Origin of the sequence: Sulfitobacter sp., assembly GCF_036961165.1 — a bacterium.
Classification (GTDB): domain Bacteria; phylum Pseudomonadota; class Alphaproteobacteria; order Rhodobacterales; family Rhodobacteraceae; genus Sulfitobacter.
Window position 1 is genome coordinate 1 of sequence record NZ_JBALVJ010000052.1, and the last position, 25,742, is coordinate 25,742.

Sequence of the window (25,742 nt, forward strand, 5' to 3'; positions counted from 1 at the left end):
CAGATGCATCTTAGCCAAGCCGCAAAACTGTCCTAAAAAGCAGGACCACTTCAGGCGCGCAGACGGCCAAGGCAGGCCCCAAGGGATCGACAACAACCGTCCATCGCTGACATTCTTGCGGTTGATCAGATCTATCAAAGCAATGTGGAGAAACTGCCCACGATCAAACCGCGCCGGTTCAATCCGACTGGCGGTACGCGTCTGCCGATCCTGCATACTGAACGGGACGAATGGCAATTTACCGCACTCTTTTCAAACAGCCCGACTGCGCATCGCTTCGGAAAAGCCCGAGACTGGGTGGTGATCTATTTTGAACGCGCTGATCAGCCTGAAGCACAAGTCACCGTTGTCACAGAACATGGTGGCCCACTTGACGACAAACGCGTCATTCGCGGGCAGGAGGAGGCCTGCGCCGCCCATTACGAAGCACCTGATCAAGGGCATCTGCAATCACTATGAGGCGCATCAAAAACGGAGAACAGGCATTTGACCAAACATAAGAAATGGATATTTGCGGCCTTCGCCCTTATCGTAATGCTGGCATTTTGCGCAGTTCCCGCAACGGCGTAGGCGGATGTCTTTCAAACCCAGTTGGACAGGTAGGGCGTCCTTTACCGCGTGCCACCAAATGACAAATCCAATTTCTGCCTAAACGCAGAAACATCAAAACCAACTATTAGGCGCACGAGCCATAAGTGACTAAGACGATTTTCAGAAAACTGTTAGACGTCACGCTCTGCGCCCCCCCGCGTCAGGCCCGAAGTGCTGGGAGGGACCCGAAGCCAGATGCACATGGTTCTCAATAGCAGGTGGATAACCGCGCGGGGTTCTAAACTGGCATCAGACAACCCCGGCCCCCGCCGCTTTGTTCGGCCCCCGTGTCACCCTGTCACCCCGTCCGCCTGTCGCCCTGCCCCCGTCTAATCGACACCCCGAATCGCCCGTTCGCCGCGCATGGCAACGGGATGTACTGGCATGGCCGGGGCAGATCAGGCGGACGGGTCACGCCGGCGGGCGTTATGGTTTACGGTTTACCGTTTACGAATTGCCCAAACGGAAAGGCCCCGCGCAATTCAGCACGGGGCGCGGGGCAGATCGTGGGCAGATCAGGCGGGCGCGGACCCACAAGCGCTGACGTCAGACAGGGCCACTCGCTTGCCGAGTGGCCCATCCCTTGCTGTCTTAGTTCCCTAATGTCCAGTCGGGTGGATTTGGGTCTGATCCGACTGCCCGTAGGCCCAGATTCCTAATGCAGACGGTTAATCGAACGCGCCCCCGCGAGGCTGTGCCACGCGATCGCAGAAAGAGAAAAATCATCGCTTGACCCTCCTATCATGGGAGACCTCATGTCTTGGCGCATCACCACTAACCCAAAGGGAATCAGCCATGAATGCGCCAACCAGTTTCACCCGGGAGACCGTCTCTCTTCCCATCGAGGGCATGACCTGCGCCTCCTGCGTCGGCCGTGTCGAACGGGCCCTGAAGGCCGTAGCAGGCGTCCTCGATGCCAGCGTCAACCTCGCCACCGAGCGGGCTGATATCCGTCTCGCCGAACCTGTCGGGCGAGGATCTCTGGTCCGCGCAGTCGAGGACTCAGGCTACACGGTGACGGCATCGACCGTGGAGCTCGCGATCGACGGAATGACCTGTGCGTCCTGTGTGGGCCGCGTCGAGCGTGCGTTGCGCGCAGTACTAGGTGTGACCGAGGCGACCGTGAACCTCGCCACCGAACGGGCGACCGTGAGGGGCAGCGTCGACGCCACCATACTAATTGCCGCGGTCGCGGACGTGGGCTACGAGGCACACCCTGTGGATCGGAGCGGGGCCGCCAATGCAGAGGCAGAGGCAAAGAAAGAAGAAGAGCGCCGCATCCTGTCGCGCGACCTTGCGGTTGCGACCGGCCTTACTGCACCAGTCTTCCTGCTCGAGATGGGCAGCCATGTCATTCCGGGCATGCACGACCTGATCGCATCGACCATCGGCATGACGGCCAGCTGGCTGATCCAGTTCGGGCTAACCACGCTTGTGCTCGCTTTCCCCGGCATCCGCTTCTACCGAAAGGGTATCCCGGCGCTGCTGCGCGCGGCGCCCGACATGAACAGCCTGGTCGCAGTTGGCACGCTTGCTGCCTATGCCTATTCGCTGATCGCGACCTTCGCCCCGGCTCTGCTGCCCGCGGGAACGGTGAACGTCTACTACGAGGCGGCTGCCGTCATCGTGACCCTGATCCTCCTCGGTCGCGTCCTCGAAGCACGGGCAAAGGGCCGCACCTCCGAGGCGATCAAGCGGCTCGTGGGGTTGCAGGCCAAGACCGCCCGCGTGCGGCGCGGCGAAAGTGTCGCTGAGATCGAGGTCTCGGACGTCGCTTCTAGCGACATAATCGAAGTGCGCCCCGGCGAGCGTGTCCCCGTGGACGGCGAAGTGATCGAGGGTGAGAGCTGGATCGACGAGTCGATGATCACCGGCGAACCGCTGCCGGTCGCCAAGTCCGCAGGCGCTTCCGTGACGGGCGGCACTGTCAACCAGACGGGTGCTTTCGCCTTCCGCGTCACGGCCGTCGGCGACGACACGATGCTTGCGCAGATCATTCACATGGTCGAACAGGCGCAAGGCTCTAAACTGCCGATCCAGGGACTCGTGGACAAGATCACCATGTGGTTCGTACCAGCCGTCATGACGCTCGCCGCGCTGACTTTTAGTGTGTGGTTCTTCTTTGGGCCCGATCCGGCGCTGACCTTCGGTCTCGTAAATGCCGTTGCCGTGCTTATCATCGCCTGCCCTTGTGCCATGGGTCTTGCCACGCCTACGTCGATCATGGTCGGCACAGGCCGCGGGGCAGAACTCGGCGTCCTCTTCCGCAAGGGCGATGCGCTTCAGGGTCTGCAAGGCGCACGAGTGGTCGCGCTCGACAAGACCGGCACGCTGACCGAAGGCAAGCCGACGCTGACCGACCTCGTCCTCGCGGATGGGTTTGACCGCGCTGAAGTGTTGTCGCGGATCGCGGCCGTCGAGGCCAAGTCCGAGCATCCCATTGCCCGCGCCATTGTCGAAGCGGCCAAGGCCGAGGGTCTGTCCCTGCCGACGCTCTCGGCCTTCGACAGCGTGACCGGCTTCGGCGTGACTGCCGAGGCGGGCGGTATCCGCGTCGAGATCGGAGCGGACCGATACATGGCGAAGCTCGGCCATGATGCTGGTGCATTCGCGGACATCGCCACGCGCCTTGGCGACGAGGGCAAGTCGCCGCTCTATGCCGCGATCGGCGGTCGTCTGGCCGCGATCATCGCGGTGGCCGATCCGATCAAGGAGACCACGCCGGAGGCGATCCGAGCGCTGCACGACCTCGGCCTGAAGGTCGCCATGATCACTGGCGACAACAGGCGCACGGCGAACGCAATTGCACGGCGGCTGGGCATCGACGAGGTGGTGGCCGAGGTGTTGCCCGACGGCAAGGTCGCAGCGATCAAGCGGCTCAAGGCGCTCGGCTCCGTGGCCTTCATTGGCGATGGCATCAATGACGCTCCGGCCCTGGCAGAAGCCGATGTCGGCCTCGCCATCGGCACCGGCACCGACGTCGCTATCGAAGCCGCCGACGTGGTGCTGATGTCAGGCAGCCTGAAGGGTGTGCCGAACGCCATCGCGCTCAGCCGGGCGACGATGCGCAACATCCGGCAGAACCTGTTCTGGGCCTTCGCCTACAACGCGGCACTCATCCCGGTCGCCGCCGGGGCGCTGTGGCCGGTATCGGGAATTCTTCTGTCGCCGGTCTTCGCGGCTGGTGCCATGGCGCTGTCGTCGGTCTTCGTTCTTGGCAACGCGCTCCGGCTGCGCCGGTTCGCCGCACCGATGCGAGAGGCCAACGGCGCCACGAGCTGATGTCCCAGCGTCCCCGGCCAAGCCGGGGACGCCCCCAATCCCACCCCGTCCGACACGAGGAGACTTCCCATGACCAATACCGTTATAGTCTATTCGACCCCGACCTGCCCGGACTGCCGTACGCTCAAGGCTTGGCTGGTGCGCAACAGTATCGACTTCATCGAACGCGACCTCACCGACCAGACGGTGATGGATGATGCAAAACGCCGCTTCGGCGTGCGCGTCGCGCCGATCACCGAGATCGGCGACTGGTTCACCTACGGCACCTTCGAGGGCCAGAAACCCCGGATTGAGGCCCGCCTGAGGAAGGTGGGGACATGACCTCCGTCACCAAAAGGCTTTGCGCCGGTGCAGCGGCGAGCGGCACCGGCATCGTCACTTGCGCCCCAGCGTGCACATTTTACTGCAACGGAGTATCCACAAATGCCTGAAGTCACTCTTCTCAACATCGGTCGGACCATAGAGGTGCCGGACGGACAGACAATCCTTGAGGCAGCGCTGGCCGAGGGCATCGACTACCCGCACGGCTGCAAGTCCGGACGTTGCGGATCTTGCAAGTCGCGTCTGTCTGGCGGGGAGGTCGAACTCATCGACCACTCGCGCTTCGCCCTCACACCTGAAGATAGAGATGGGGGCCTTATCCTTGCGTGCCGCGCGGTGCCGAAGGGACCTGTGAGCGTTGTCTGGCTGGGGGATGAAGACGAGACGGACAGCCACCCTCTTCGCGAGGCTGACGCCGAAGTCGTGGGTGTAGCGCTTCTCACGCATGATATCCTTGGTCTTCGACTCAAGGTGGCTGGCCCGGCTCTCGATTTCGCGCCCGGCCAATATGCAACGCTTGCGTTACCCGGCGTGCCTGCCAGGGATTACTCGATGGCGAACGCGACATGTGCGGAGGAGCTCGAGTTCCATATTCGTCGCGTTCCCGGCGGACAAACCTCGGGAGCCATCCATGATCGACTAAGGCCCGGCGACCGGGTCCGCCTGACGGGCCCGCGCGGCTCAGCACAGCTGCGGTTCGGACACACTGGGCCGATCCTTGCCGTGGCAGGAGGGTCCGGCCTCGCGCCGATCCTGTCAATCCTTCAGAGCGTGGTTGCGCAGGGCATGCGGCAGCCAATCCACGTCTATTTCGGCGGGCGGGACGAATACGACCTCTATGGCCTTGAACGTCTCACCAAACTCGCCGAACAGCACGGGGACATGACGGTGACGCCAGTGCTGTCTTCTCCGTCCGCGCCAACCACGCGGCGCGTGGGTTTAGTGCATACTGCTGTCCGGACCGATCACGACGACCTGGACGGGTGGAAGTGCTACACGGCGGGTCCGCCAGTCATGATCGACGCTCTGACGGAGGTCGTTCTTGCCCAGGGCCTTCAGCGGGGTGACTTGCATGCCGACGTGTTCTTCACCCCGGAGACTAAGACTGAAACTGTGGGACTTACAGCGGCTGGCTGAGTTGCAGCAAAGACGGAGTTCCCCGAGGCTTGATACCTCCGAGAACTCCGCATTTCCGTCTGTGCAACCAGACCGTCGGCCGAAAGGGGTCTTCAATATATTCGTGGCGTTCCGTCCGAGTTGGCGCGGTCCGAATCCGTCAGCCGATTGAAGTCAACCAGCGACCGCGAAGCTCCGTCGCGACGATTTCTTACGCGCGGCCTTCGGCGGTACCACCTCTTCGGCGCTGAGGCCGGTCAGGATTGGGCAATCGGGCCGCGCGTCGCCTTGGCAGTGATGTGCCAAGTGTTCGAGCGTGCCGATCATCTCGTCCAGCTCTCGACGCCGCTGTTCCAATTCACGAACATGGTCCATGGCCAGTGACTTCACGTCGGCGCTGGCCCGGCTCCCGTCTTGCCAGAGATCCAGCAGAGCTGCGATCTGCTTCACCTGGAACCCTAGATCACGCGCCCGACGAACGAAGCGAAGCGTCGCGATACTCTTGTCGGGATAGACACGATAGCCAGAGTTCGCCCGCAGAGCGGGTCGAACGAGACCAATTTCTTCATAATATCTCAGCATCTTAACAGAGATACCTGTCGCCTTTGATGCTTCGCCAATATTCATTGCGTCGCTCCTTTCGGTTCCGGCCAGGCCGAGTTCAACTCTTTCCGTACGCCCTCCCACCATTGGAGGGTCAAGAAGTTTCTGGCGCAAGAATGTTGAAGGTCGCCATGAACTTGCCCAGTACAGGTCAGTTCTCGCTGACATTCAACACGGCTATGCTCATATTGCGGTCCAATGGATGCTCACTTTGAAGATGGCGCAACAGGGTGACCGCCTGCAATGCCCTGTCCTTTTCCAGAAGGGGAAGAATTTCGTTCACGTAATAGTCTTCGAGGGGATCGGCCACCGTGCGCGCCGTGCATAAATGTCGGTTTTCACACAGTGGAAGTGGGAGGTGTCCAGCAACGAGCGTTTTTGAGTGGCCCAGCATGGAAACTATTCGGATTTGCGTTTGATCATGCATTCCGGATCAACCGTCCGGAATATGTATTATGAGATGCGGTGTGCCGTCCGACGTTTTGCGCGGTGACCAACCGTCAGGAACCACAATGTGCCCCTTCCGGATCAAGCGATTGCGCTGTTGGGCCATCTGCGCACAATGAACAATATTGGGGATTATCTGTTCCCATAGCTGCGCACTTGGACCCGCCCGATGTCCGAAAACACCCTTAACGCCGCCTTGCGCCGCATGGGACACTCTGGCGAAGAAATGACCGCGCGCGGCTTCCGCGCATCCTTTTCGACGCTCGCCAACGAAAGCGGCCTTTGGAACCCCGACGCAATCAAACGCGCCTAGCCCACGTCGAGAAAAGCGAAGTGCGCCTGGCCTATGCGAGGGGCGAGCACTGTGAGGAGAGGGTGAGGCTGGCCCACTGGTGGGCGACGTACTTGGAGGACTCTGCAAGAGGTTAGACTCGGCGGGGCCTTTTCGGATCGAACCGAAGTCCATTTGGGCGGGAACCGGCCATTAGTTGCGCTGCGCACAGAGGTCAGCAGTGTAGACAAAGTGAGCTTTCGCTGCTCCGGCACCAACGACTGTTTTTCAGGATAGCACCATTTTGTTTGCTGGCTGTGCCTTCAAGAACAGCGCGAGCAAACCTGCGCCGACAGCCAACCAGATTGAGCCAGTCCAAACGAGATCATAGCTTCCTGTCGTGGTGAAGACATATCCCCCTACAAAAGCTCCCATCGCCCCACCCAATGCGTGACCGGCAGCTATAACTCCCATCGCCAGTCCCATCATTTTGACCCCGACATGACTGGCCACCAAGCTGGCAGTCACAGGCACGGTGGAATAGTCAACAGCGCCAAAGAGAACCGCGAATAGGAACAGCATCTCGATAGACATTCCCGGAAGACTGCCGAGCAAGATAAATGTCAGCGCCCTCAGCAAGTAGATCGCTGCCAAAAGCATCGGGCGGTTCACGCGGTCGGTTAACCATCCCGCTGCGATCATGCCCGTCAGATTGACGAGCGACAGAAGTCCGTAGGCTGTGGCACTGGGAACGGGTGGAAATCCACAAAACGATGCGAATGGCAGGAGATGTGTTTCAATGACGCCAGTCGTTGTGAACCCGCAGATTAGAAAGCTCCAAAACAGAAGATGAAACGCAGGTTGGCGCACGATCACAGCAAAATCCTGTATCATGCTTGAAGGCGCTTCATCGGGTTCAACCGTGTTATCTGACGGGACATCTGCCCGCATGCTCATACGAATACAGGGGATCAGCGCGAGGCTGGCCAATGACAATGCACCAAAACTCCAGCGCCAGCTTGCGAAGGCCAGCAATGCAGCGATCATCGGCACAATCAGGAACTGACCGCCCGTCGCACCGGATGTGCCGATACCTGTAGCCAAACCTTGATTTGCGGAAAAGCTACGCGTGACTGCGGTAGCAACCACATGGGTTGCGACAATGCCAAAACCAACGGCGCAAAAACCTGCAAATCCCAAGATGAACATCAGCTTTCCATTCATCAGAGCAACGATTGCACAGCCGATCCCCAGCAATCCCATGCCAAGGTTGAGGGTGAATTGTGAGCCGCGCCGATCTACCATGCGGCCCGCAAAGGGTGCGACAATTGCCATCACGATTAGAGCCGCAGCGCCCACACCTGATATGTAACTGCTGGTCCAGCCGAACTCCGTTTGCCAAACTGGCATGATCAGCCCGAGAGCCGCACGGCTTGAGAACGCCAGCGACAATGCCAGAAAGCCGAATATTACGACGGTCCAGTTTTGACGGGGTGGGATGGCGATTGGGTCTGACATAGGTGTCTCCTTATTTGACGGACGTGCCGTGAAACAGGATCAAAAGTCCCATCCAACGAGCCATACTAATTAAAAACCTTGGATCTCAGCAGCAAGTTTTCGTTTGTCGTTCGGATGGGCCACTCGCTTGCGTAGTGGCCCATCCCTTGCTGTCTCAGTTCCCTAATGTCCGGTCGGGTGGATTTGGGTCTGATCCGACTGCCCGTAGGCACCAGAGCTGGCCGCGGTGATCTGCACTTGAAGCAGAGACCGAGTGCGGAGGTTAGGGCGGTCCCGAGGAACGCGATAGAGAGGCGCGGCACCGCCAGAATTTGTCACGCGGCTTCGCGCGCGGCGGGGTAGCCCGCCTCGACGAGAACGGCCTCGATCTCGGCGCGTGCGGCCGAGGTTTCGACGTTGATCTTGTGGTTCTCTGGGTCCGCCTTGATCACCGCGCCCTTGTCGAGCGATTGGATCGCCTTGGTCACGCTCCGGGCACAGCCGGAGCAGGTCATATTTTCGATGTGGAATTGCATGTTCGCCTCCTTTGATTGATTGGCAAAGCAAGACTTGGGCGTTCCCAGCATTGGAGGGTCAAGAGGGAATTTCTCAGAATCTTTCTGGCCTCGTCTGGCCAGATTCCTAATGCAGACGGTTACCCTACGATGACCCGCGATTAAGCGTCCAATCTAGGAGGGAGCCACTACGGAGGCATATGGCTATCAAGTAAAATTTTGCTTCGCCTCACTTCCGAATGCAGCCATTCCTCCAATCTTCCAAACGCTTTTGTGGCTGCGAAGTCTGCAGTGGTCACAAGCCAGTATCGCGACTTGATGGCAACCATCGGTCCAGAAAGCGAAACCAAGCCCACATCTAGATCATTTTCCACCAATAGTGTTCTTCCAAGGGAATGCCCCAAACCAGCAATGGCGGCCTGCAACGCAACATCTGACCGGCTGAACTTCATTGTCAGGTCGAAACGAGCCGCCTCAAAGTCGTCCGCCAGATAGTTTTCCCAAGTCATGCCCGTCCCATCCTCTTCGGCAGTGATATCGCGCAGTAAAACGCTCCGCTTCCCCGCTTTGGGACGCAAGGATTTCGCTAGTCTTTTGTGGGCCACGGGCATGACATGGCATTTGCAAAGCAGCGTTGTATGGAAGCCCGCATAAGGACCGGATCCAAATCTTATAGCCGCATGAGGCATCCCTTTTTGACCCAATACCGTTAACTGATCATCTATGTTCAGTGTAATTTTAAGTTCGCGCTCTTGCGCGCGCTTCATTGCTGGCACCAGCCATTTCATTGCGAGTGAAGAGGATACTGAGAGAACCGTGTTTTGCACTTCGCCCAACCGCGTTGCTTCGTTGAGGGCGGATGAAATGGCTTCGGTGGAAACCCGACACGCCGTGCAGATCAAAGCACCCTGATGCGTCGGGACCACTTTGCGGGTTGTCCGAGTGAACAGCGCAAATCCCAGCACGGCTTCAATTGAGCGCAACTTGTGGCTGACGGCAGATTGCTGGATGCCAAGCTCCTGGGCGGCTTTGGTAAAGCTCTCAGTTCGCGCAATTGCTTCGAGAAGCGACGCGGCAGCGGCCAGTTTCTGTAGAGCCTGATTCCTGCTATCAATCATGATGATCCTTCATGTATTTATGAACCTTCTTCATCAGTAATGCCGATATTTGTAGCTATATAAAACACAAATAGAGGAATACAGTAATGAACATTCAACATAAACTAAATGAAATAACCGCTCATGTCGTAAATGGGTTCGTCGCTGGCGGTGAGGGTGGGAACCCCGCCGGTGTCGTGATTGATGCTGACGGGCTGAGCGAAGATCAGATGATGGAGGTCGCAACAAAAATTGGACTTTCGGAAACTGCCTTCGTCTCATCGTCTGACCAAGCTGACTTCAAGCTTGATTTCTTTACAGCAAACCGGCGCATCGCCCATTGCGGCCATGCAACCATCGCCGCATTTTCTTATCTGGCGCAGACCGGTCGGGTGCCTCAAGGTGAAACATCCAAGATGACAGTCGACGGCCTGCGAAAGATCATCATCAAGGATCAACAGGCATTTATGGAACAACTCGCACCCACGTACCAAAGTTCCGATGCTTGGGGGGCTTCCGGTGTTGTGCTACAAGACGTGCTGAGTTCGATCGGTCTGCATACCAACGATTTGATCGTTGGCTGCGAGCCAATGCTTGTGAATACCGGAAACAGCTTCATCGTGATCCCAGTCAAGAGCGACACCATTCTGGCAGGCGTTGCCCCCGATCAGGACGCAATTAATCAGATCAGTGACAAGCTTGACCTGATTGGTTACTATCTTTTTGCGATGTCGCCAGATAGCGCTGAAACCGTTGCCACAACCCGGATGTTTGCGCCCCGCTATGCCATTCCAGAAGAATCCGCGACCGGCATGGCAGCTGGCCCCCTTGCCTGTTATCTGCATGACATTATGCATATCAAAGAGACCCACCTGAAGGTCGCACAAGGGCACTTTATGAAGCCTGCATCCCCGAGTTTGATCACTGTCGATCTTGAGACGGCTGCGGATGGCAAGGTTACTAGCCTCATGGCCGGAGGTTACGGCCGTTCAATGCGTGAAATGAAGATCTTGCTGACCTGAGTTACTTGGGCATCTGTCAAGCTTCGAGCAGTATGAAAATTGCTTCTCATATCCAGACAAAGAACAGGATTTCAGCAAAGGCTGTTATGCCAGCGCACTCCGCTGCCCAAACCTGAACTAAGTTTATCCCGAAGACAGGCTGATTTTGGTCAGTTTCCAAAAGCTCACTCCTGTTTGTTCTTGGGCCTGACGCAAAGATCTACCGTCATCAATGCAGGTCAGCTTTTGCTGATCTCTGTCCAATCCACCCTATCAAAATTGGAAAACATCACATGTATACTTCAAATCCCAAAAACAGCGGCCCGATCGTGCGTGAGCATCAGGGAAATCTAAATGACGACACCCTTCGGGTCATCTTCATTCTTACGCTCTTTGCAGCCTTGAGCCTGGCCTTCTCCATCTTTGCAAATGATCCCGAAGCGGCCAAGCAACCTGCTGGCAGCATCGATCTTATCGAAGACTGGCACGGAAATGTTGCCCGCTCCAGCAAGTAAGATATTCATGGTGACTGATCACCATGCCAGCGGAACTTTTACTCACTTGGGGACGAGTTCCGCTACCGTTGACCGACTGAACTACGTCCTGCGAAAGCGCATTTTGCTATCCCGCTGATCCTTATCGCCCCAACCAACTGTGTCCAGGAATCCCAACTGAGATAGTCGGGGCGACATGCAAACGCCAATCAATGGCCAAAAGTCAAACGGATGGGAAAGCTAGGATAGGCTATCTAGCAGTTTTGGCAAACCGCAGAGCCAGTTCGCGCGTCGTTCTTTCTGCCGCAATGACTGAGCGGTCATGACGCGCATCCTTGAACTCTTGGTATTCGATGGCGACTGTATGGATGTCCGACGCGTCAACGCCAAAGTAGTGGGCGCATGCTGCGATTGCGGGGTCCAGCGCGTTCATGTGTGCCCGAGGCCCGCCGTGTTCAAATCCGAACTCGCCGCGCGATGAAAGCACTACAAGATGTTTCCCCTTCAGGATTGGCTCGATCGGGACATCCCCACGCTCCAAGTTAAACGAGAAGGTCCGGCCTATCCGTGCGATTTGATCAATCCAACCTTTCAAGGCGGCTGGCATCCCGTAATTGTACATCGGCGCACCCAAAACTATAATATCTGCTGCCTCAACCTCATCGATTAACGTATTCGATAGCAAAAGCCGCTCGGCCATCCAGTCTTCGCGCGCGTTCAGCGGGGTAAAGGCCGCGTGAATAAAGGGGTGATCAATCGCCGGAACGGGGTACTGCCCGACATCGCGGATGATCACCTTTGCGCTTGGATTGGCCTGTAGGAATTCGGTCGTGAACATCGTTGTCAGCTTGCGCGTCAAGGATCGTTCTTCCATCTGAGCGCTGGCGTCGATGCGGAGCAGGGTTGTCATAGTTTTCACCTTTCAGGGTTCGTTAGGAACCTGTCGAGGTAATGGCTACCAGCCGTCAAAATCCTTGGCCAAAGCGAATATTTCAAGCATAAGGTGAATAAGATTCACCTTATGAGGATTCCATGCGCAATCTTCCTCCCCTGCATGCCCTACGCGCCTTCGAGGCTGCCGCGCGGCATTTGCATTTCGCTCGTGCTGCAGACGAACTTGGCCTGACGCCAACCGCAATCAGTCATCAAGTGCGGCAGCTCGAGGCGATCCTGGGGGTGGAATTGTTTTGCCGCTTTCCACGTCCAGTACGATTATCTACGGCCGGGGAAAATCTTTTTCCAGTTCTCTGCACGGCGCTGGACCAAATTGCAGGCACAATTAATCTGCTCACCGCCACCGCCACCGCCACCGCCACCGCCACCGCCCACGAAGCGCCGCTGCGCCTGTCGGTCACCATGGCCTTTGCCAGTCGCTGGCTAATGTCGCGTTTGCCGCTTCTGCGCGCCGAAACAGGCCTGACCATCACGGTCGAAGCCACAGACCTGCCTGCAGACCTGCATGCGACAAACATCGACATGGCGATCCGCTATGCCCAACACCCTTACGGCCAAGCGCAATGGCACCGGCTGTTTGATGACGCGATAATACCGGTTTGCGCGCCTGGCTTGGTTAAGACGATGCAGCCGTTGACGTCGGATGGCATCCTGGCGCTCCCCTTGCTTCAATATCGGTGGAAATCCGATTCAAGCAACGCGCCCAGCTGGGACCGCTGGCACGCCCATGCAGGCGTCAAAGCACCACTGTCCACCGTGCCTCAGAGTTTTTCCGAAGAGATACACGCGATTGATGCCGCTATGTCCGGTCAGGGCGCGGTTCTGGCCTCGCAGCATCTGGTGGCAGATTTGCTGAAAGTCGGCCAGCTTGTGCAACTGTCGGACATCGCCTTGCCCGGTTTGACCTATTGGGCAGTGTTCCTATCCACTCATCCCAATAAGGATCGTTTGGAGCATCTGTTGGGCTGGCTCCAGCAACAAAACTGAGGAACTGCTACCGTAACCTACCTCCCGATCAGACGGTATCCGGCCCCAGTTGAGAACCCTTCCCCAGCAATATGAGTGTTTAGGGCAAAATCCAAAAATGCCTGAAACTCCGGGCTCTGCGCCCCCCCGCGACAGGCCCAAAGTGCTGGGAAGGACCCGTAGCCAGTTATCTAGGGGCGCTAGACAACCGGGCAAGGTTCTAAACTGACACGAGAGAACCTCGAACGCCGTCGCCTTGTTCGGACAACCGGACCTTCGTAAACGGCGCAGCGAATGTCTTCTTCGAGCCCATATTACCGAATGCTGCGCTTGGTTTGAGCGACCGCTTGCAGCCCTTCAAAGCGCCCATACGGAACTGAAATCTATCTGTTCGGAAGCTACTTAGTTGAAGCCCCCGCAGACATAACACCATGCCTGCCCTTCAGCGGCCAACACCGCCGAAAGGCAGGCAAATAAAATACAGGCCCGAAATGTCGACGTAAACCTGATAGTCTACGATTTTAGAGGCGCGTATCAACAAGCGTGTGGCAAAGGGCACCTCGTACTCGCTTTGGTCTTTGCGCGCGTAGTGCACCGACCCGGTGCACTACGCCTTATCACCGTTGGACCAGATACCGGTGATTGTTTGCCGCATGGCTGCGATGGTTTCAAAGAAGGACGCATTGGCCTGTTCGACAGGTTTTCGACCAACCAGGTGTCAAAATTGCCGAGACGAAAGGTCACGTCTTCGGTCACGTGGCTGACCACGCTTGCGGCGCACATCGCGTCGACGGCTCAATAAAGGTCTGCGATCAGCGTGGTGTGAGGCGTGGTGTTGCTCGCTGTGATTTACATGGATTACTTTCTTTTGGTTGATTGAATGTAAGCTAGTTGATGCTCAGCGCGCACCGGGGTGGCCCCGGATGCCTGGTATCCAACGGGCGGCCAGGGTCAGAAGCTGACCCCATAATTGCGTGGGTCGTTTGACTTGTCCGTTCGATATAGCGAGCCCGAGAAACAAAACGGCAAGAGATATCATGAGTACGGGGCGAATGGACTCGCCAAAGACAAGCGCGCCCATGCCAATTCCGGAAAGCGTGGCAAAGTAACCGACCTGCGCAAATCCTACGCCATCGGTCCGGCGCTGGACCTCGAAGGTCAGAACATAGCTGGCCGCGGTTATCAGCCCGACTCCGATAATGGCGGCCTCAGGTCCAGCGGCAATACTGGGTATAGAGTGCGCCGCGCCCGACAGCGCCAGCACCGGCCATATCAACACGAGCTGCGACAAGAGCGCCCCGGTTGCCATCATCATCGGATCACCCTGTGGCGGATAGGCCCGGCTGCGAAAGACATTGCCCGATGCAAGTAGCAGCGGGCCGGCCATCGCCATGACAATCCAGACCAGCGCGGTGCCATCATGGTCAAAGCCGCTCTGCGTGGCGATGCTGACACCGCCAAGTCCGACAAGAATTCCTACAAGACGATGCATAGGCAGCATGCGTCGCTCGACCACAGCGGTGATGGCAAATGTAAACAGCGGCGAAAGCGTCACAAGCGCCGAATAGAAACCGGCAGAGATATGGCTGAGCACGGTGTAACCAATCAGCGCCGGTCCACTGACACCGAGAATGCCGGCACCTAAATAGTACCCCAGATGCCGGCGCGTCAGTGGCAAGCGCCGCCCGGTTGCAATGCCCACCACAAGCAGCAACAGGCTTGCCACCAAAAGCTGTCGGAAAAGCGCGACGAAGGGCGGCACCCCTGCCATGGCGGCGATCTTTGAGAGAGCGAAGCTGATCCCCACCAGCACACCAATTACGATGATCAACACCACGGGCGGCAAATTTCTCACAGCGGCGGGCATTAGACCGCTCCTTTTGTCGAAACGGTCATGACCTGCGGTTCTGGCCCGATGGGTATTATGCCCGTTGGATTGATGTGGCGGTGGCTCTGGAAATAGTGGGTGCGGATATGCGGCAAGTCGATCGTCGCTGCCACGCCGGGATACTGCGCGATGTCGGCAAGATACCTGCTCAACGCGGGGTAATCTGCGACTCGCTTCCGATCCGTTTTGAAATGGGTGACATAGACTGGATCAAACCGCAGCAGCGTCGGAAACAGCTTCAGATCGACTTCGGTAAGGACCGGCCCCGCCAGATAGCGCCGCTGTTCCAGCAGGGTTTCGATGCTGTCGAGCGCCTCAAACAGCACGATCACCGCAGCATTATACGCAGCTTGCGATGTTGCAAAACCCGCGCGATAAACACCTTCTCGGATTGGCGCTTGGATCATGTCATCGATCTGGCCTATCTCATCCGCCAGTGCAGCGGGGTGAAGGTCTGGCCCTGTCGTACCGATGTCGGTGAAGGCTGAATTGAGCATTCGCATGATGCCAGCAGACTCGGTGCTGACAATTTCTCCCGTGGATTTATCAAGTAGAACCGGCACCGAAATTGGGCCGCTGTAGTTGGGCGCAGCCCGCTGGTAGACCTGATACAGAAAATGGTCGCGCGGAACGCCATCGTTCGCATCAAAAATTGACTGTTCGATCACCCAGCCGTCCTCGGAGGAGATCGGGGCCATCCACGTGATGCTGATCGCGCCTGCAAGATCCTTGAGAGACAGGACCAGATCCACACCGTGACACCACGGGCAAGCCTTTGAAAGGTATAGATGATAGCGATTCAACGCCGCCGGGTATGTTGCGCCTAAACTGGCGTCGATGCGGGCGCGAAAGCCGCTGGGCATCCTGTAGAACCGCCCGTCGGTCTGCGCAGGCTTGTCACGCAATTCACCATTGATCAGCATTTTGGGCATCTGAGTCTCCTTCACTGTCTTGCAACTAATCTAGAGGGTTTCCAAAACTAAGATAATTGAGTATGTGGGGGACTTATCGTTGAGAAAATCTCACCCAAATCGAGGGTAATTTGACTGAGATCGGTGCCATCCCCGTGTTCGTCGCGGTCGCAGAGACCCGGGGCTTTGCTTCGGCGGCTCGCCAATTGGGGGTCACAAAATCCGCAGTCAGCAAGCGTATCTCGGCCATGGAGGCGCGGCTGGGAACTCAGTTATTTCATCGATCTACACGCAGCATTTCACTGACAGAGGCGGGTGAAATCTATTTGGCGCATGCTGTACAAGCCCTCGGCGCCGCTCGAGACGCCGAAGACGCGGTGGCGGCGTTACAAGACAAGCCGGTCGGACAGCTTAAAATCAGCGCACCTATGTCATTCGGGCGCTTGCACATCGCTCCGCTGGTGGCGGATTTTCTGGCAGACAATCCGGGCATCAGGCTTGAATTGACCATGGATGATCGGGTCGTTGATCTGGTTGAAGCCGGTTACGACATGGCGATCCGCGCGGGCACCATGCCAGACTCGGCGCTGATTGCCCGACGACTCGCCCCAATCTACAGCGTGATTGTTGCAGCACCGTCCTACCTCGCCCAACACGGAACGCCGATGCAGCCCGAAGATCTGGCAAGCCACAATTGCCTGCATTACGCCTATTCCCGAGGCCCGCTGGATTGGGCGTTCCTTGGCCCAGATGGTGAAACGCGCGTACGGACAAGCGGCTCTCTGAGTGTCAACAACAGCGAAGCGTTGTGCACGGCGTTGGTGGATGGGCTGGGCATCGGGCGGCTGCCGACCTTTATCGCGGGTTCGTTTATTGCTGCAGGTAGTCTGGAGCGACTGCTACCTTCCTACCCGATGCCCGAACAAGCACTGTTCGCGGTATTTCCCGAGCGGCACCACATGCCCGCAAAAGTTCGCGCCTTCATAGATTATCTGGTCAACCAGATTGGCAGCAAAACCCCGTACTGGGACCGTGAAGCGCGTCTGCATGATTTGTGAGAGAGATCAGATGGCACAAGCTGCCGATTATCCATGTTTGCTCGCTGCCCGTAACGGGCTCACTCAATTTGCCCTGCAAACTGCCCAAACCTCCAGAAATTGACCTTTTGCCCAACAGCAGATCCGGCTGCCATAACAGGTATCGGGGCAGCTATGATGGGGGTCTGGTTTGTCCTGAAGAAGGAACTCCTGGAGCATCTGCGTGCAAAACGGACGGTGAGGCGCTCCAAGCACGCCAGCCAGAAGCGCAACGGCAATGGCCAGATTAAAGATGCTGTGTCTATCAGCGAAAGGCCTGCATCCGTGGAGCATCGAGCTGTTCCAGGCCACTGGGAAGGTGACTTGATTGGTGGGTCCAAGAACAGCTACATCGCGACCTTTGTTGAGCGACATTCACGGTATGTGATGTTGGTGAAAGTCACGAACAAGGACACCGAGAGTGTTGTTACCGCGCTAATCAAATCGGCTCAGAAGCTGCCCCGTGAGCTATACAAATCTCTGACCTGGGATCGCGGTAAAGAGCTGGCAGACCATCCGCGCTTCACATTGGCAACCAATGTTGATGTCTACTTCTGCGACCCGCAGTCACCGTGGCAACGTGGATCAAACGAGAACACCAACCGGCTATTGAGGCAGTATTTGCCAAGAGGAACCGACTTATCCATCCATTCTCAGGCGAAACTCAGCGCAATCGCGAGGCAACTCAACGAACGTCCTCGTCAATGGGATGAACGGCAGCTAAGGGCCGGAAGTGTCGAAACCCGCACGCAGGATTAGGCCACCTTTTTATGCGCAAGCAGTTGGGTCAAGACATCACCGACAATTTCTAACGACCGGACCCGCGCAGCGTGATCGTGGATCATATCTGTCGGGGTCGTGATTTCAATGTACCCGATGCTTTAGCTTTGGCCTTGAATGTAGTTACCTCAAACGAACCAACCATCCAGCTCCTGCAAGTCACACAACTTGGCCATACCTAGTGTCCCGCCAAGTATACGCAAACTTTTAAAGTGCTTTCGGAAAGTCACCAGACGCATTAGGCACGACTATCTTCGCAATTCTGGAGCATGTCATGGCGCAAAAATCTACCATCTACAAAGTTGAGCTTTCCGTCTCCGATATGGATCGCCATTATTATGAGACACACAAACTAACTGTGGCAAAACATCCCTCGGAGACGGATGAAAGACTGATGGTGCGTATCCTCGCCTTTTCTCTGAATGCCCATGAGCAACTGGAAATGACCAAGGGTCTTTCAACGGATTATGAGCCGGACATTTGGCAGAAAAGCCTGAGTGGCGAGCTGGAATTGTGGGTGGCTCTGGGCCTTCCGAGCGAGAAGGTTGTGCGTCAGTCCTGTGGCAAAGGCAGCAAGGTGATCGTCTATAGTTACGGTGGCAGGACCGCTGAGATGTGGTGGGAAAAGCTCAAAAACAACACTACTCGTTTTGATAATCTTCAGGTCATGAATTTTTCGCAAGAAGAGACCCGTGATCTTGGCGAGCTGGTAAATCGCTCGATGAAGGTGCAGGTAAATATTCAGGATGGCGAAGTCATGGTCGGGGTAGACGATCGCATCGTCTACGTGACCCCGATCGAATGGAAAAATGCCGCGTAGTTAAATTGTCTGTACAGTATCCAAAGCATTAAAATGCTTTGTGACGCCCCGCATTCATTAGATCTGACGTGCCAAAGATCGCGAGGGACAAGCTGCATCGCAGCGCCGGGTAAGATAGTTCCACAAATGTAGGACAGCGAATGGTGGACGTGTTGAACAGATTTGGACATCTCAAGACGCCGCCCGCCGGGCCTTTTCGTTTTATCGCATTGGACGTCGAAACAGCGGGCAAAACGATCTCCGGTATATGCCAGATCGGGCTTTGCTTTGTTAGCAACACAGGGGCTGTTCAGACCTATTCAGTATTGATCGAACCCGAGGAACCATTTGAGCCGTTCAATACCGAACTGCATGGGATTTCAGCCGATACTGTTGCGGGCGCCGGAACATTTCCAGAGGTCTATGCGGCTTTGTTTGACCTTTTGAACACACACAGCCTCGTTCAGCACAGCACATTTGATGAAAAGGCCCTAACATCCGCTTGCGCGCGGTATGGCTTGCCAATGATAACGTCACATTGGACCAACAGCGTCACAGTTGCCCGTCAGGCATGGCCCGCGTTGAAAGGAGCCGGCGGGCATGGTCTTGCAAACCTCAAAAAGCACCTTGGGCTTGAGTTTCATCACCATGACGCTGGGGAAGACGCGCGTGCCTCAGCCACAGTCATATTGAGGGCAGAAGACGTTCTAGGCATGCCGTTGTCCCACCTCAATATCAATCGCCAGCTGGCGTTTCAGTTTGAAAATCGCTCAGGAGACCAGCCGCGAATGGCCGGATTGGCGAAACTGCACCGCAGCATTTGAGTAGATTGTTAAGGTGCGGCTTGGGCTGTTTGTTGCAGTCGTTTGTGCTCGTTAGCGAAACGTTGCCCATCGATGTCTTGACGCCCTTAAGCCCATGAAATATACACCATTTCGTAAGAGGGCGTTGTGTAATGGTTAAGACCCCAGTTTTCCAAACAAAGCTCCTAAGTTTCCTGCTGTTTCATTGTCATCCTTAGTCATTCTATTCATTGACTTTTGTTGTTCCTCCTGATGTTCTGAATAGTACCAGCATTCAGTTTGAAACCGACAAAAAGCAGACAGTATTATGCCCAAGCTATCAGAGACGTTTGCGCGGAAATTACCGCATGCGAGAGCGGGAACCGACAAGTATTGGGACTCCGAAATCAAGGGGCTGGTGCTCTTTGTAGGGAAGCGTTCCAAGACCTGGTACTTTCAGAAAGACGTAGGCGGTCAGACCAAACGCATTCTGATTGGCCGGTTCCCAACGATCTCAGCACAGGCTGCACGGCAGACTGCACTTGGGTTTGCTCTGGAGATGGGCAGAGGGGCAGGGAAGGCGGCGCAGATAGGCGCGCCTACGCTTGAAGCCGCGATGGAAGTCTACTTGGCGCGGCCAAAGTTGCGCTCTGAGGTCCATAAGAGTGGGATACGAAGGCAGCTGGAACTGCATTTGAAAGACTGGATACGATTGCCGCTGGATGAGATTAGCAAAGCGATGGCTGTTCGCCGCCACCAGGAATTGGCAAAGATGCCGTCCGGGGCCAATCATGTGCTTCGCGCCTTTCGGTCGATCTATAACCATGCACGTCGGACTTACGACCTGCCCGAGTGCCCGACTATGGCAATCGAATGGTATGAGGAAAAACCGGATGGCCGTATTATTGATGACTTGAAGGCGTGGCGGCAAACGATCGACGATCTGAACAACCCGATACACCGCGTGTTCTATGAATTCCTCCTGTTTACCGGCCTAAGAAAAACTGAGGTGCTGACTCTCCAGTGGAGTAGTATTCAGGAAGATCATATTCACCTGCCAATGACCAAAAACGGACGAAGTTTCGACCTTCCGATCTTGCAGTTGCATCATGAGATCTTAGCGCCGTTGCGTCCTTTCAGCCGAAAGTGGGTGTTTCCTTCTCCAAAATCGGTGGTTGGGCACATCACAAAGCCGGAAAGGCTCAAGTATAACCCGCATATGCATCGCAGAACATTTGCCACGGTTGCAATGGAAGCCGGGGTTCTTGAGGAGATTGTAGGGCGGTTGCTCAATCACACACCGCTGTCGATCACTGGGCAGAGATACACTCGGCCGTCACTGAATGCACTTCGCCCCTCAATGGAGGTCGCCTGCAAAGAGATCTTGGGCCGTATCGAAAACTGACACCGCCACTTGAAACGACCCAAGAGGCTTTTTCGCTGTTTGCGCTTTATCGCGTCATGCAACGCCTTTCTGCTCCTACTTTGCCAGTCCCGAGCTTTGGCAAGTACCTTATGAGAAAGGGAATCCGGTCTACGGACGCGTTTGAACGGGACACTGTGGCACAGATGGCTGAGTGGCACTCCATTATCGACGAAGCGGTTGAGCCTCGCACATTGCTCTGACAGGAATTCACCTCCCGCCTAGGCCATAGAAGATTGCTGATTTCAGTTCTTGTGAAGCTCAATGAACGTTAGTTCGGCAACGGCTTCATCGATCATAGGTGCGACGGAGACGAGGGTGTTATGCAGGGTAGACTTTGCAAAAGCGCCTTGACGTCCAGTAGGTCTCAGTACTGAAATAGCTTCATGAAGTTGAGAAGAAGGCATGATCATAGCGCATGACATTTCTGATGATCGAACGGAAGCAAGCTTAAATGAATATATCTGCCGAAAACTTGACCAAGTTGGCGACCTCCATTCTGGGTTCAGCCAGTGGGAACACAGCTAAATCCAGCAAGGTTGCGAGGCGCCTGGTGGATGCGAACCTGACGGGCCACGACAGCCACGGTGTGGGCATGATCCCGGCCTATGTGGACGGCATTGTCGCGCAGCAGTTGAATCCGGAGGCGGACGTCGAGATCGTTCAGGATAGGGGGCCTTTCCTGCTGGTAGACGGTCAACGTGGCTTTGGCCACATCGTCGCGGAGCAGGCGATGAACCTTGCGATCGAGCGCGCACAGACTAACCATTTCGCTGTGCTGTCGCTGCGCAACAGCTTTCATTTGGGGCGATTGGGTGATTGGGGCGCGATGGCGGCGGAGGCTGGATTTATCTGTATCATCTACGCAAATGTGCAATCTGCCCGTCCCATCGTGGCACCCTTCGGCGGCAGCGATGCGCGGTTCGTGACAAACCCATACTGCACAGCAATCCCTGCGACCGACAAGAACCCGATGTTCTTGCTGGATATGGCTACCAGTACTATCGCGATGGGCAAAGCGCGTGTCGCGAACTTGAGCGGCAAGGAGGTGCCGGATGGCTCGGTAATCGACGCCAAAGGCAATCCAACTAATGACCCTTCCGTGATGTTCGATGATAAGGGGGGATCACTGACGACATTCGGCCAACACAAAGGCTTCGGATTGGCTCTGCTCGGTGACATTCTGGGCGGATCGTTCAGTGGTGGAGGTGCATATCTGCCGACACGCGAAATGCCAGGCAGCATCACAAACAACATGCTGGCGATTTTGATCGACCCCGATGTCTTTGGCATGGCTGAAGCCTTCGGCATCGACATGGACCGGTATGCAGAGTGGGTCAAATCATCCCCCCCGGCCCCCGGTGTGGACGCAGTTCAGTTCCCTGGCGATCCAGAACGTAAAACAGCGCGGGACCGGCATGCCAACGGGATACCACTGGATGCGGGGACGGTGGCGCAATTGACCGAGGCAGCGATCAAAGCGAACGTGCCGCTGGCACAGATGGGTGCGCTTGCGGATCATGACCAAGAATTAACGAAGTAGATTAAAGAAAGAATTTGTAATGGCTGATCTCGATGGACGTATTGCTTTGGTCACAGGTTCGGCCACGGGCCTTGGCCGCTCAATTGCGGTAAAGCTCGCAGAGCGTGGCGCAGATGTGATCATTAACTTCTCCCGTTCATCGGCAGAAGCAGAAGAGGCCGCTGATCTGTGTAGAGCGGCCGGGTCACAAGTGGAAGTCGTGAAGGCTAATGTCGCGGACTCCGATGGATGCAGGGCACTGGCAGATGCCGCCGCGCGGCGGGGGCGTTTGGACATTCTGGTCAACAATGCCGGGATCACCCGCCATGCGCGCGATCACTCTGATCTGGATGCGCTGACAAAAGGCGATTTCATGGACACCTACGAAGTCAATGTGGTCGGCCCCTACCTGATGCTCCAAGCCACCAAAGCCCTTCTCGTGGCTGCGCATGAAACGACGCAGCGCGCGAGCAGTGTCCTGAACACATCCTCTATCGCGGGCATCAAGGGGATCGGGTCATCCGTGGCCTATGCCGCTACTAAAGGGGCCTTGAACACAATGACGATTTCGCTGGCCCGCGCGCTTGCTCCTGCCATTCGCGTCAACGCCATTTGCCCCGGCTTCATTGGCACACGCTGGTTCAAAGATGCGATGGACGAAGATACGTTCAACCAGACGGTTCAAGCGGTCGAGGCCAGGACGGCACTGGGCGTTGCCTAGGGACCGGACGACATTGCAGATGCAGCTCTGTTTTTCCTGTCTGACGCATCCCGCCACGTGACTGGGGAACTGTTGCTAGTCGACGCCGGGATGCATCTCAACAGATAGTCATATTCCGCTAGTGTTCGCCGTCCGACAAAAGGTTCCTGCTTAACGAGATTGCTTATCTTGAACCCCGAGAGCCATTAACGCACATATTGCTTCTGCAGAGGGTACTTTGTGTCGGATTCAGAACACTAGTGTTCATAATCGGCCTTTACGCGCTTCTAAATCAGAATTGTGGCCGCTCGCCCTGCCGATATCGGCCCTTTGCGGACATCTGCCACAGACCCCGATGCTGCGCCGCGGCCCGTCGTTCCGGACATTCGACGCAGCCGCAAATCCGAGCGGTGGACAAATCTGTGTCGTACTGAGTGGACACTGTTGACGCCGCACTGACCGGACCGGATAGGAACTATGTTTGCGAAGACCTGAGGTCTTCGACGTAGCCACCAAGTTCGTCGCCATAGCCCCAGCCGGTATTGGCAACGCGTTGATGTTCTTTCTCCAGCCGATCCAGCCAAGTTGCCGTCAGTTCCGAGTCGGCTTGCACGGATAATTTCTTTACGATTGAGCCAAACATGGACCCTATGCTGTTGTAGAACGTCTCATCCATATCACCGAACTCCAGCGTGACGTCATTGCCGCATTTGACGTAGTAAAACATTAGCTCCAGCGTTTCGCCGAGCTGTCCCCTAGCCTTGTTGTAATCGGATATGGCGCGTCGGGCGTCGCGGTATTTGATGGGTGCGTCCCAACGGCTTGGATTGATGGCTGCCTTGATCCGCTTCTTGTAGGGCGAAAGGTCGGTGCACCCATCCGAAACCAGGAATCTTGCATGCAGGAAATCCTGGTTCTTCGGGTCGGCGCGATACAGGTCCTGGACAAGGCCCACGAGCTGTACCCTGGAAAACCCTGACAACGCCCCCTTTATCGCAGTCCAGTTCTTTGTCACGATTCGAGCCCCTTCCAGTTTCTCCACGGCATCTTTTCTACCGACATTGTGAGGAAGGTGAAATCTTCAAGCCAGTATACCGGGAACGGCCCAGAGCGGCCACTCATCGCGCCCCAGATTTCCGCGGTGTAGCTTTCGCATTCCGGCCATTCGTGCAAAGCGCAGCATTCGCGAAAGGTGGACTTACACAATGCGGGACGGAGCATCCGTTTGACTATTTCTTCCAATTTCTCATGAACAGCTTCTATACTCGGTTCCGAGCAAACCTAAGGAATAAGTGCCAGAATGTCAGGCGTTTTTGAGAGAATTAGTGCTTGGTTGCTAGATCAAGCCATTGAAGATGCTGAACTGGACGCGACGATTAGCGGACTTGGATCACGCCTGGTCGCAGCGGGTATCCCTGTTTGTCGTATCGTTGTCGGTCGAGGCATGGCACACCCGGTAATTGGCCTGGCGAGCCTGATCTGGCAATCTGATAAGCCCAATGTTCACCTGGAAGTCACTCCTCCGACAAAGTTGAGCCGAGAAGACGTATTGGCCACACCGTTTGGCCACATGGCACTTACCGAAGAAAAGTTCATATCCGCCAGACTGACAGATGCTGATGACGTAAAACGGTTTGCAATGTTCCCGAGTCTTGCTGGTCAGGGCATCACCCATTATCTCGGTCTCTCCAGAAGTTTCACTCCACCCGAAGTGCCTTTGCCGACCAACCAGTCTGAATTTAAGGGTGCCGTACTTGCTTGTTGCACGCGGTGGCATGCTGGTTTTTCTCAAGCCGATATCGAGGGGCTCAGAAGCTTGTTTCCAGCCTTGTGCGCTTGCATCAGAGTAGCGATTGATCGAACGTTGGTAACCGAGTTGCTGGACCGGTATTTGGGGCGAATTTCCGGCTCGCGGGTTTTGACTGGGCAGACAGCGCGGGGAGACGGAACCGAGATAGATTGCGCCTTGCTCTACAGCGACATGCGAAATTCAGTCGCTCTTTCCAGTGAAGTTTCGGTGAAAGATTACATTGGCATATTGAACGATTACTTCGACTGCACTGCGGGTGCGGTGATTGAACATGGCGGCGAAGTTCTAAAATTTATTGGTGATGGAGTTCTAGCCATTTTTCCATTCGACGCTGCCACGAGACCTCCGGACCAAATGTGTGCCGCCGCCCTCGCTACTGTAAGAGAGGCATTTGACCGGCTCGATCGAATAAATGGCATACGCTCAGAGGCGGGGCGTCCAATGGTGTCCTTTGGTATCGGCCTCAACGTTGGGAAAGTGATTTACGGTAATGTCGGCACTGATCAGCGGCTCGATTTCACCGCTACTGGCACTGCCGTGGGATTGGCGAGTCGCTGCGAGAATCTGACAAAGAATATTGGGGAAAACGTTGTCGCCACGGAGGCATTCGTGAAGCACTGCAGCGATGGAGCAGTGCCGAGGGGCATACATAAGATCCACGGATTTGCAGAACCAATTGCCCTGTACTCATTTGGTCGCTAGGGGCGCCAAGCCGCCTTGCGGCGGTGCAGAAAGGAGCTGAGTTCCTCGGCAGTGTGAATGTCAGCTCTCGCTGTTGACGCACTCCCACCTCGCACTTGCAGCGAATGTCCGGTTCCCGCCCTTGATGTCGATCGACACAAACGGCCCATTGCCGCCTTTGATCGGGCGGACCGACGCCGCAGTGCAGCTTTCGC

Annotated in this window: 23 protein-coding genes and 2 pseudogenes; 16 read left to right on the forward strand and 9 right to left on the reverse strand. The window is 56.3% G+C overall.

Annotated features, from left to right (window positions below):
• Positions 1-144 precede the first annotated feature (144 nt).
• The 4 genes from V7730_RS16975 to V7730_RS16990 all read left to right on the forward strand — a co-directional run bounded on the left by V7730_RS16975 (position 145) and on the right by V7730_RS16990 (position 5,331).
• The gene (locus V7730_RS16975; RefSeq protein ID WP_335748781.1) at positions 145-459 is read left to right on the forward strand and encodes a hypothetical protein; all 315 of its coding nucleotides are present in this window, start codon (positions 145-147) and stop codon (positions 457-459) included.
• A 927-nt stretch (positions 460-1,386) separates the two neighbouring features.
• Positions 1,387-3,873, forward strand: a complete 2,487-nt coding sequence (locus V7730_RS16980) for a heavy metal translocating P-type ATPase (RefSeq protein WP_335748782.1) — start codon at positions 1,387-1,389, stop codon at positions 3,871-3,873.
• A gap of 69 nt (positions 3,874-3,942) precedes the next feature.
• Positions 3,943-4,194 carry a glutaredoxin family protein gene (locus V7730_RS16985; protein WP_335748783.1) on the forward strand — a complete coding sequence of 84 codons (252 nt, stop codon included), beginning with the start codon at positions 3,943-3,945 and terminating at the stop codon, positions 4,192-4,194.
• Between the two features lie 102 nt (positions 4,195-4,296).
• Positions 4,297-5,331 (forward strand): 2Fe-2S iron-sulfur cluster-binding protein, encoded by a 1,035-nt coding sequence (locus V7730_RS16990; RefSeq protein WP_335748784.1) that lies wholly within the window; start codon positions 4,297-4,299, stop codon positions 5,329-5,331.
• A gap of 153 nt (positions 5,332-5,484) precedes the next feature.
• On the opposite strand, the gene cueR is transcribed toward V7730_RS16990, so the two are convergent.
• Together cueR and V7730_RS17000 are read right to left on the reverse strand one after the other, a co-directional pair.
• On the reverse strand, positions 5,485-5,937 hold the full coding sequence (cueR, locus tag V7730_RS16995) for a Cu(I)-responsive transcriptional regulator (protein ID WP_335748785.1): 453 nt from the start codon (positions 5,935-5,937) through the stop codon (positions 5,485-5,487).
• Between the two features lie 127 nt (positions 5,938-6,064).
• Positions 6,065-6,223, reverse strand: coding sequence for a hypothetical protein (locus tag V7730_RS17000; protein ID WP_335748786.1), 159 nt, complete (start codon positions 6,221-6,223; stop codon positions 6,065-6,067).
• A gap of 306 nt (positions 6,224-6,529) precedes the next feature.
• Here V7730_RS17000 and V7730_RS17005 point away from each other — a divergent pair, with 306 nt between their 5' ends.
• Positions 6,530-6,673 (forward strand): hypothetical protein, encoded by a 144-nt coding sequence (locus V7730_RS17005; protein WP_335748787.1) that lies wholly within the window; start codon positions 6,530-6,532, stop codon positions 6,671-6,673.
• Between the two features lie 246 nt (positions 6,674-6,919).
• On the opposite strand, the gene V7730_RS17010 is transcribed toward V7730_RS17005, so the two are convergent.
• The 3 genes from V7730_RS17010 to V7730_RS17020 all read right to left on the reverse strand — a co-directional run bounded on the left by V7730_RS17010 (position 6,920) and on the right by V7730_RS17020 (position 9,761).
• Positions 6,920-8,149, reverse strand: coding sequence for an MFS transporter (locus tag V7730_RS17010; protein WP_335748788.1), 1,230 nt, complete (start codon positions 8,147-8,149; stop codon positions 6,920-6,922).
• Between the two features lie 314 nt (positions 8,150-8,463).
• Positions 8,464-8,664 (reverse strand): heavy-metal-associated domain-containing protein, encoded by a 201-nt coding sequence (locus V7730_RS17015; RefSeq protein ID WP_335748789.1) that lies wholly within the window; start codon positions 8,662-8,664, stop codon positions 8,464-8,466.
• A 167-nt stretch (positions 8,665-8,831) separates the two neighbouring features.
• Positions 8,832-9,761, reverse strand: a complete 930-nt coding sequence (locus tag V7730_RS17020) for a LysR family transcriptional regulator (RefSeq protein ID WP_335748790.1) — start codon at positions 9,759-9,761, stop codon at positions 8,832-8,834.
• A gap of 86 nt (positions 9,762-9,847) precedes the next feature.
• Here V7730_RS17020 and V7730_RS17025 point away from each other — a divergent pair, with 86 nt between their 5' ends.
• Entirely contained in the window at positions 9,848-10,762 is a 915-nt protein-coding gene (locus tag V7730_RS17025) for a PhzF family phenazine biosynthesis protein (protein WP_335748791.1), read from the forward strand.
• 272 nt (positions 10,763-11,034) lie between these two features.
• Positions 11,035-11,256: a hypothetical protein gene (locus V7730_RS17030; protein ID WP_335748792.1), complete on the forward strand. Its 222-nt coding sequence runs from the start codon at positions 11,035-11,037 to the stop codon at positions 11,254-11,256.
• A 229-nt stretch (positions 11,257-11,485) separates the two neighbouring features.
• On the opposite strand, the gene V7730_RS17035 is transcribed toward V7730_RS17030, so the two are convergent.
• The gene (locus V7730_RS17035) at positions 11,486-12,145 is read right to left on the reverse strand and encodes an FMN-dependent NADH-azoreductase (RefSeq protein WP_335748793.1); all 660 of its coding nucleotides are present in this window, start codon (positions 12,143-12,145) and stop codon (positions 11,486-11,488) included.
• Between the two features lie 122 nt (positions 12,146-12,267).
• Here V7730_RS17035 and V7730_RS17040 point away from each other — a divergent pair, with 122 nt between their 5' ends.
• Positions 12,268-13,176, forward strand: a complete 909-nt coding sequence (locus V7730_RS17040; RefSeq protein WP_335748794.1) for a LysR family transcriptional regulator — start codon at positions 12,268-12,270, stop codon at positions 13,174-13,176.
• An 877-nt stretch (positions 13,177-14,053) separates the two neighbouring features.
• Here the strand turns inward: V7730_RS17040 and V7730_RS17045 are convergent.
• Both V7730_RS17045 and V7730_RS17050 read right to left on the reverse strand, forming a co-directional pair.
• Complete coding sequence (locus tag V7730_RS17045) at positions 14,054-15,022, reverse strand: DMT family transporter (RefSeq protein WP_335748795.1); 969 nt, start codon at positions 15,020-15,022, stop codon at positions 14,054-14,056.
• Entirely contained in the window at positions 15,022-15,975 is a 954-nt protein-coding gene (locus tag V7730_RS17050) for a glutathione S-transferase family protein (protein ID WP_335748796.1), read from the reverse strand. The genes V7730_RS17045 and V7730_RS17050 overlap by 1 nt, the downstream gene beginning before the upstream one ends.
• A 110-nt stretch (positions 15,976-16,085) precedes the next feature.
• On the opposite strand from V7730_RS17050, the gene V7730_RS17055 reads away from it, so the two are divergent.
• The 7 genes and pseudogenes from V7730_RS17055 to V7730_RS17085 all read left to right on the forward strand — a co-directional run bounded on the left by V7730_RS17055 (position 16,086) and on the right by V7730_RS17085 (position 23,165).
• Positions 16,086-17,012 carry a LysR family transcriptional regulator gene (locus tag V7730_RS17055; RefSeq protein WP_335748797.1) on the forward strand — a complete coding sequence of 309 codons (927 nt, stop codon included), beginning with the start codon at positions 16,086-16,088 and terminating at the stop codon, positions 17,010-17,012.
• A 174-nt stretch (positions 17,013-17,186) separates the two neighbouring features.
• A pseudogene (locus V7730_RS17060) lies at positions 17,187-17,789 on the forward strand (IS30 family transposase); the annotation flags it as partial.
• Between the two features lie 295 nt (positions 17,790-18,084).
• Complete coding sequence (locus V7730_RS17065; RefSeq protein WP_335748798.1) at positions 18,085-18,630, forward strand: YaeQ family protein; 546 nt, start codon at positions 18,085-18,087, stop codon at positions 18,628-18,630.
• Positions 18,631-18,770: 140 nt separating this feature from the next.
• A complete protein-coding gene (locus V7730_RS17070; protein ID WP_335748799.1) occupies positions 18,771-19,433 on the forward strand; it encodes a 3'-5' exonuclease in 663 nt (220 codons plus the stop codon).
• A gap of 286 nt (positions 19,434-19,719) precedes the next feature.
• Positions 19,720-20,796 carry a tyrosine-type recombinase/integrase gene (locus V7730_RS17075; protein ID WP_335748800.1) on the forward strand — a complete coding sequence of 359 codons (1,077 nt, stop codon included), beginning with the start codon at positions 19,720-19,722 and terminating at the stop codon, positions 20,794-20,796.
• Positions 20,797-21,268: 472 nt separating this feature from the next.
• Positions 21,269-22,357: a malate/lactate/ureidoglycolate dehydrogenase gene (locus tag V7730_RS17080; RefSeq protein ID WP_335748801.1), complete on the forward strand. Its 1,089-nt coding sequence runs from the start codon at positions 21,269-21,271 to the stop codon at positions 22,355-22,357.
• Between the two features lie 19 nt (positions 22,358-22,376).
• Positions 22,377-23,165, forward strand: a pseudogene (locus V7730_RS17085) (SDR family NAD(P)-dependent oxidoreductase).
• A 346-nt stretch (positions 23,166-23,511) separates the two neighbouring features.
• Here V7730_RS17085 and V7730_RS17090 read toward each other — a convergent pair.
• The gene (locus V7730_RS17090; protein WP_335748802.1) at positions 23,512-24,051 is read right to left on the reverse strand and encodes a hypothetical protein; all 540 of its coding nucleotides are present in this window, start codon (positions 24,049-24,051) and stop codon (positions 23,512-23,514) included.
• Positions 24,052-24,336: 285 nt separating this feature from the next.
• On the opposite strand from V7730_RS17090, the gene V7730_RS17095 reads away from it, so the two are divergent.
• A complete protein-coding gene (locus V7730_RS17095; RefSeq protein ID WP_335748803.1) occupies positions 24,337-25,548 on the forward strand; it encodes an adenylate/guanylate cyclase domain-containing protein in 1,212 nt (403 codons plus the stop codon).
• Positions 25,549-25,742: the final 194 nt, after the last annotated feature.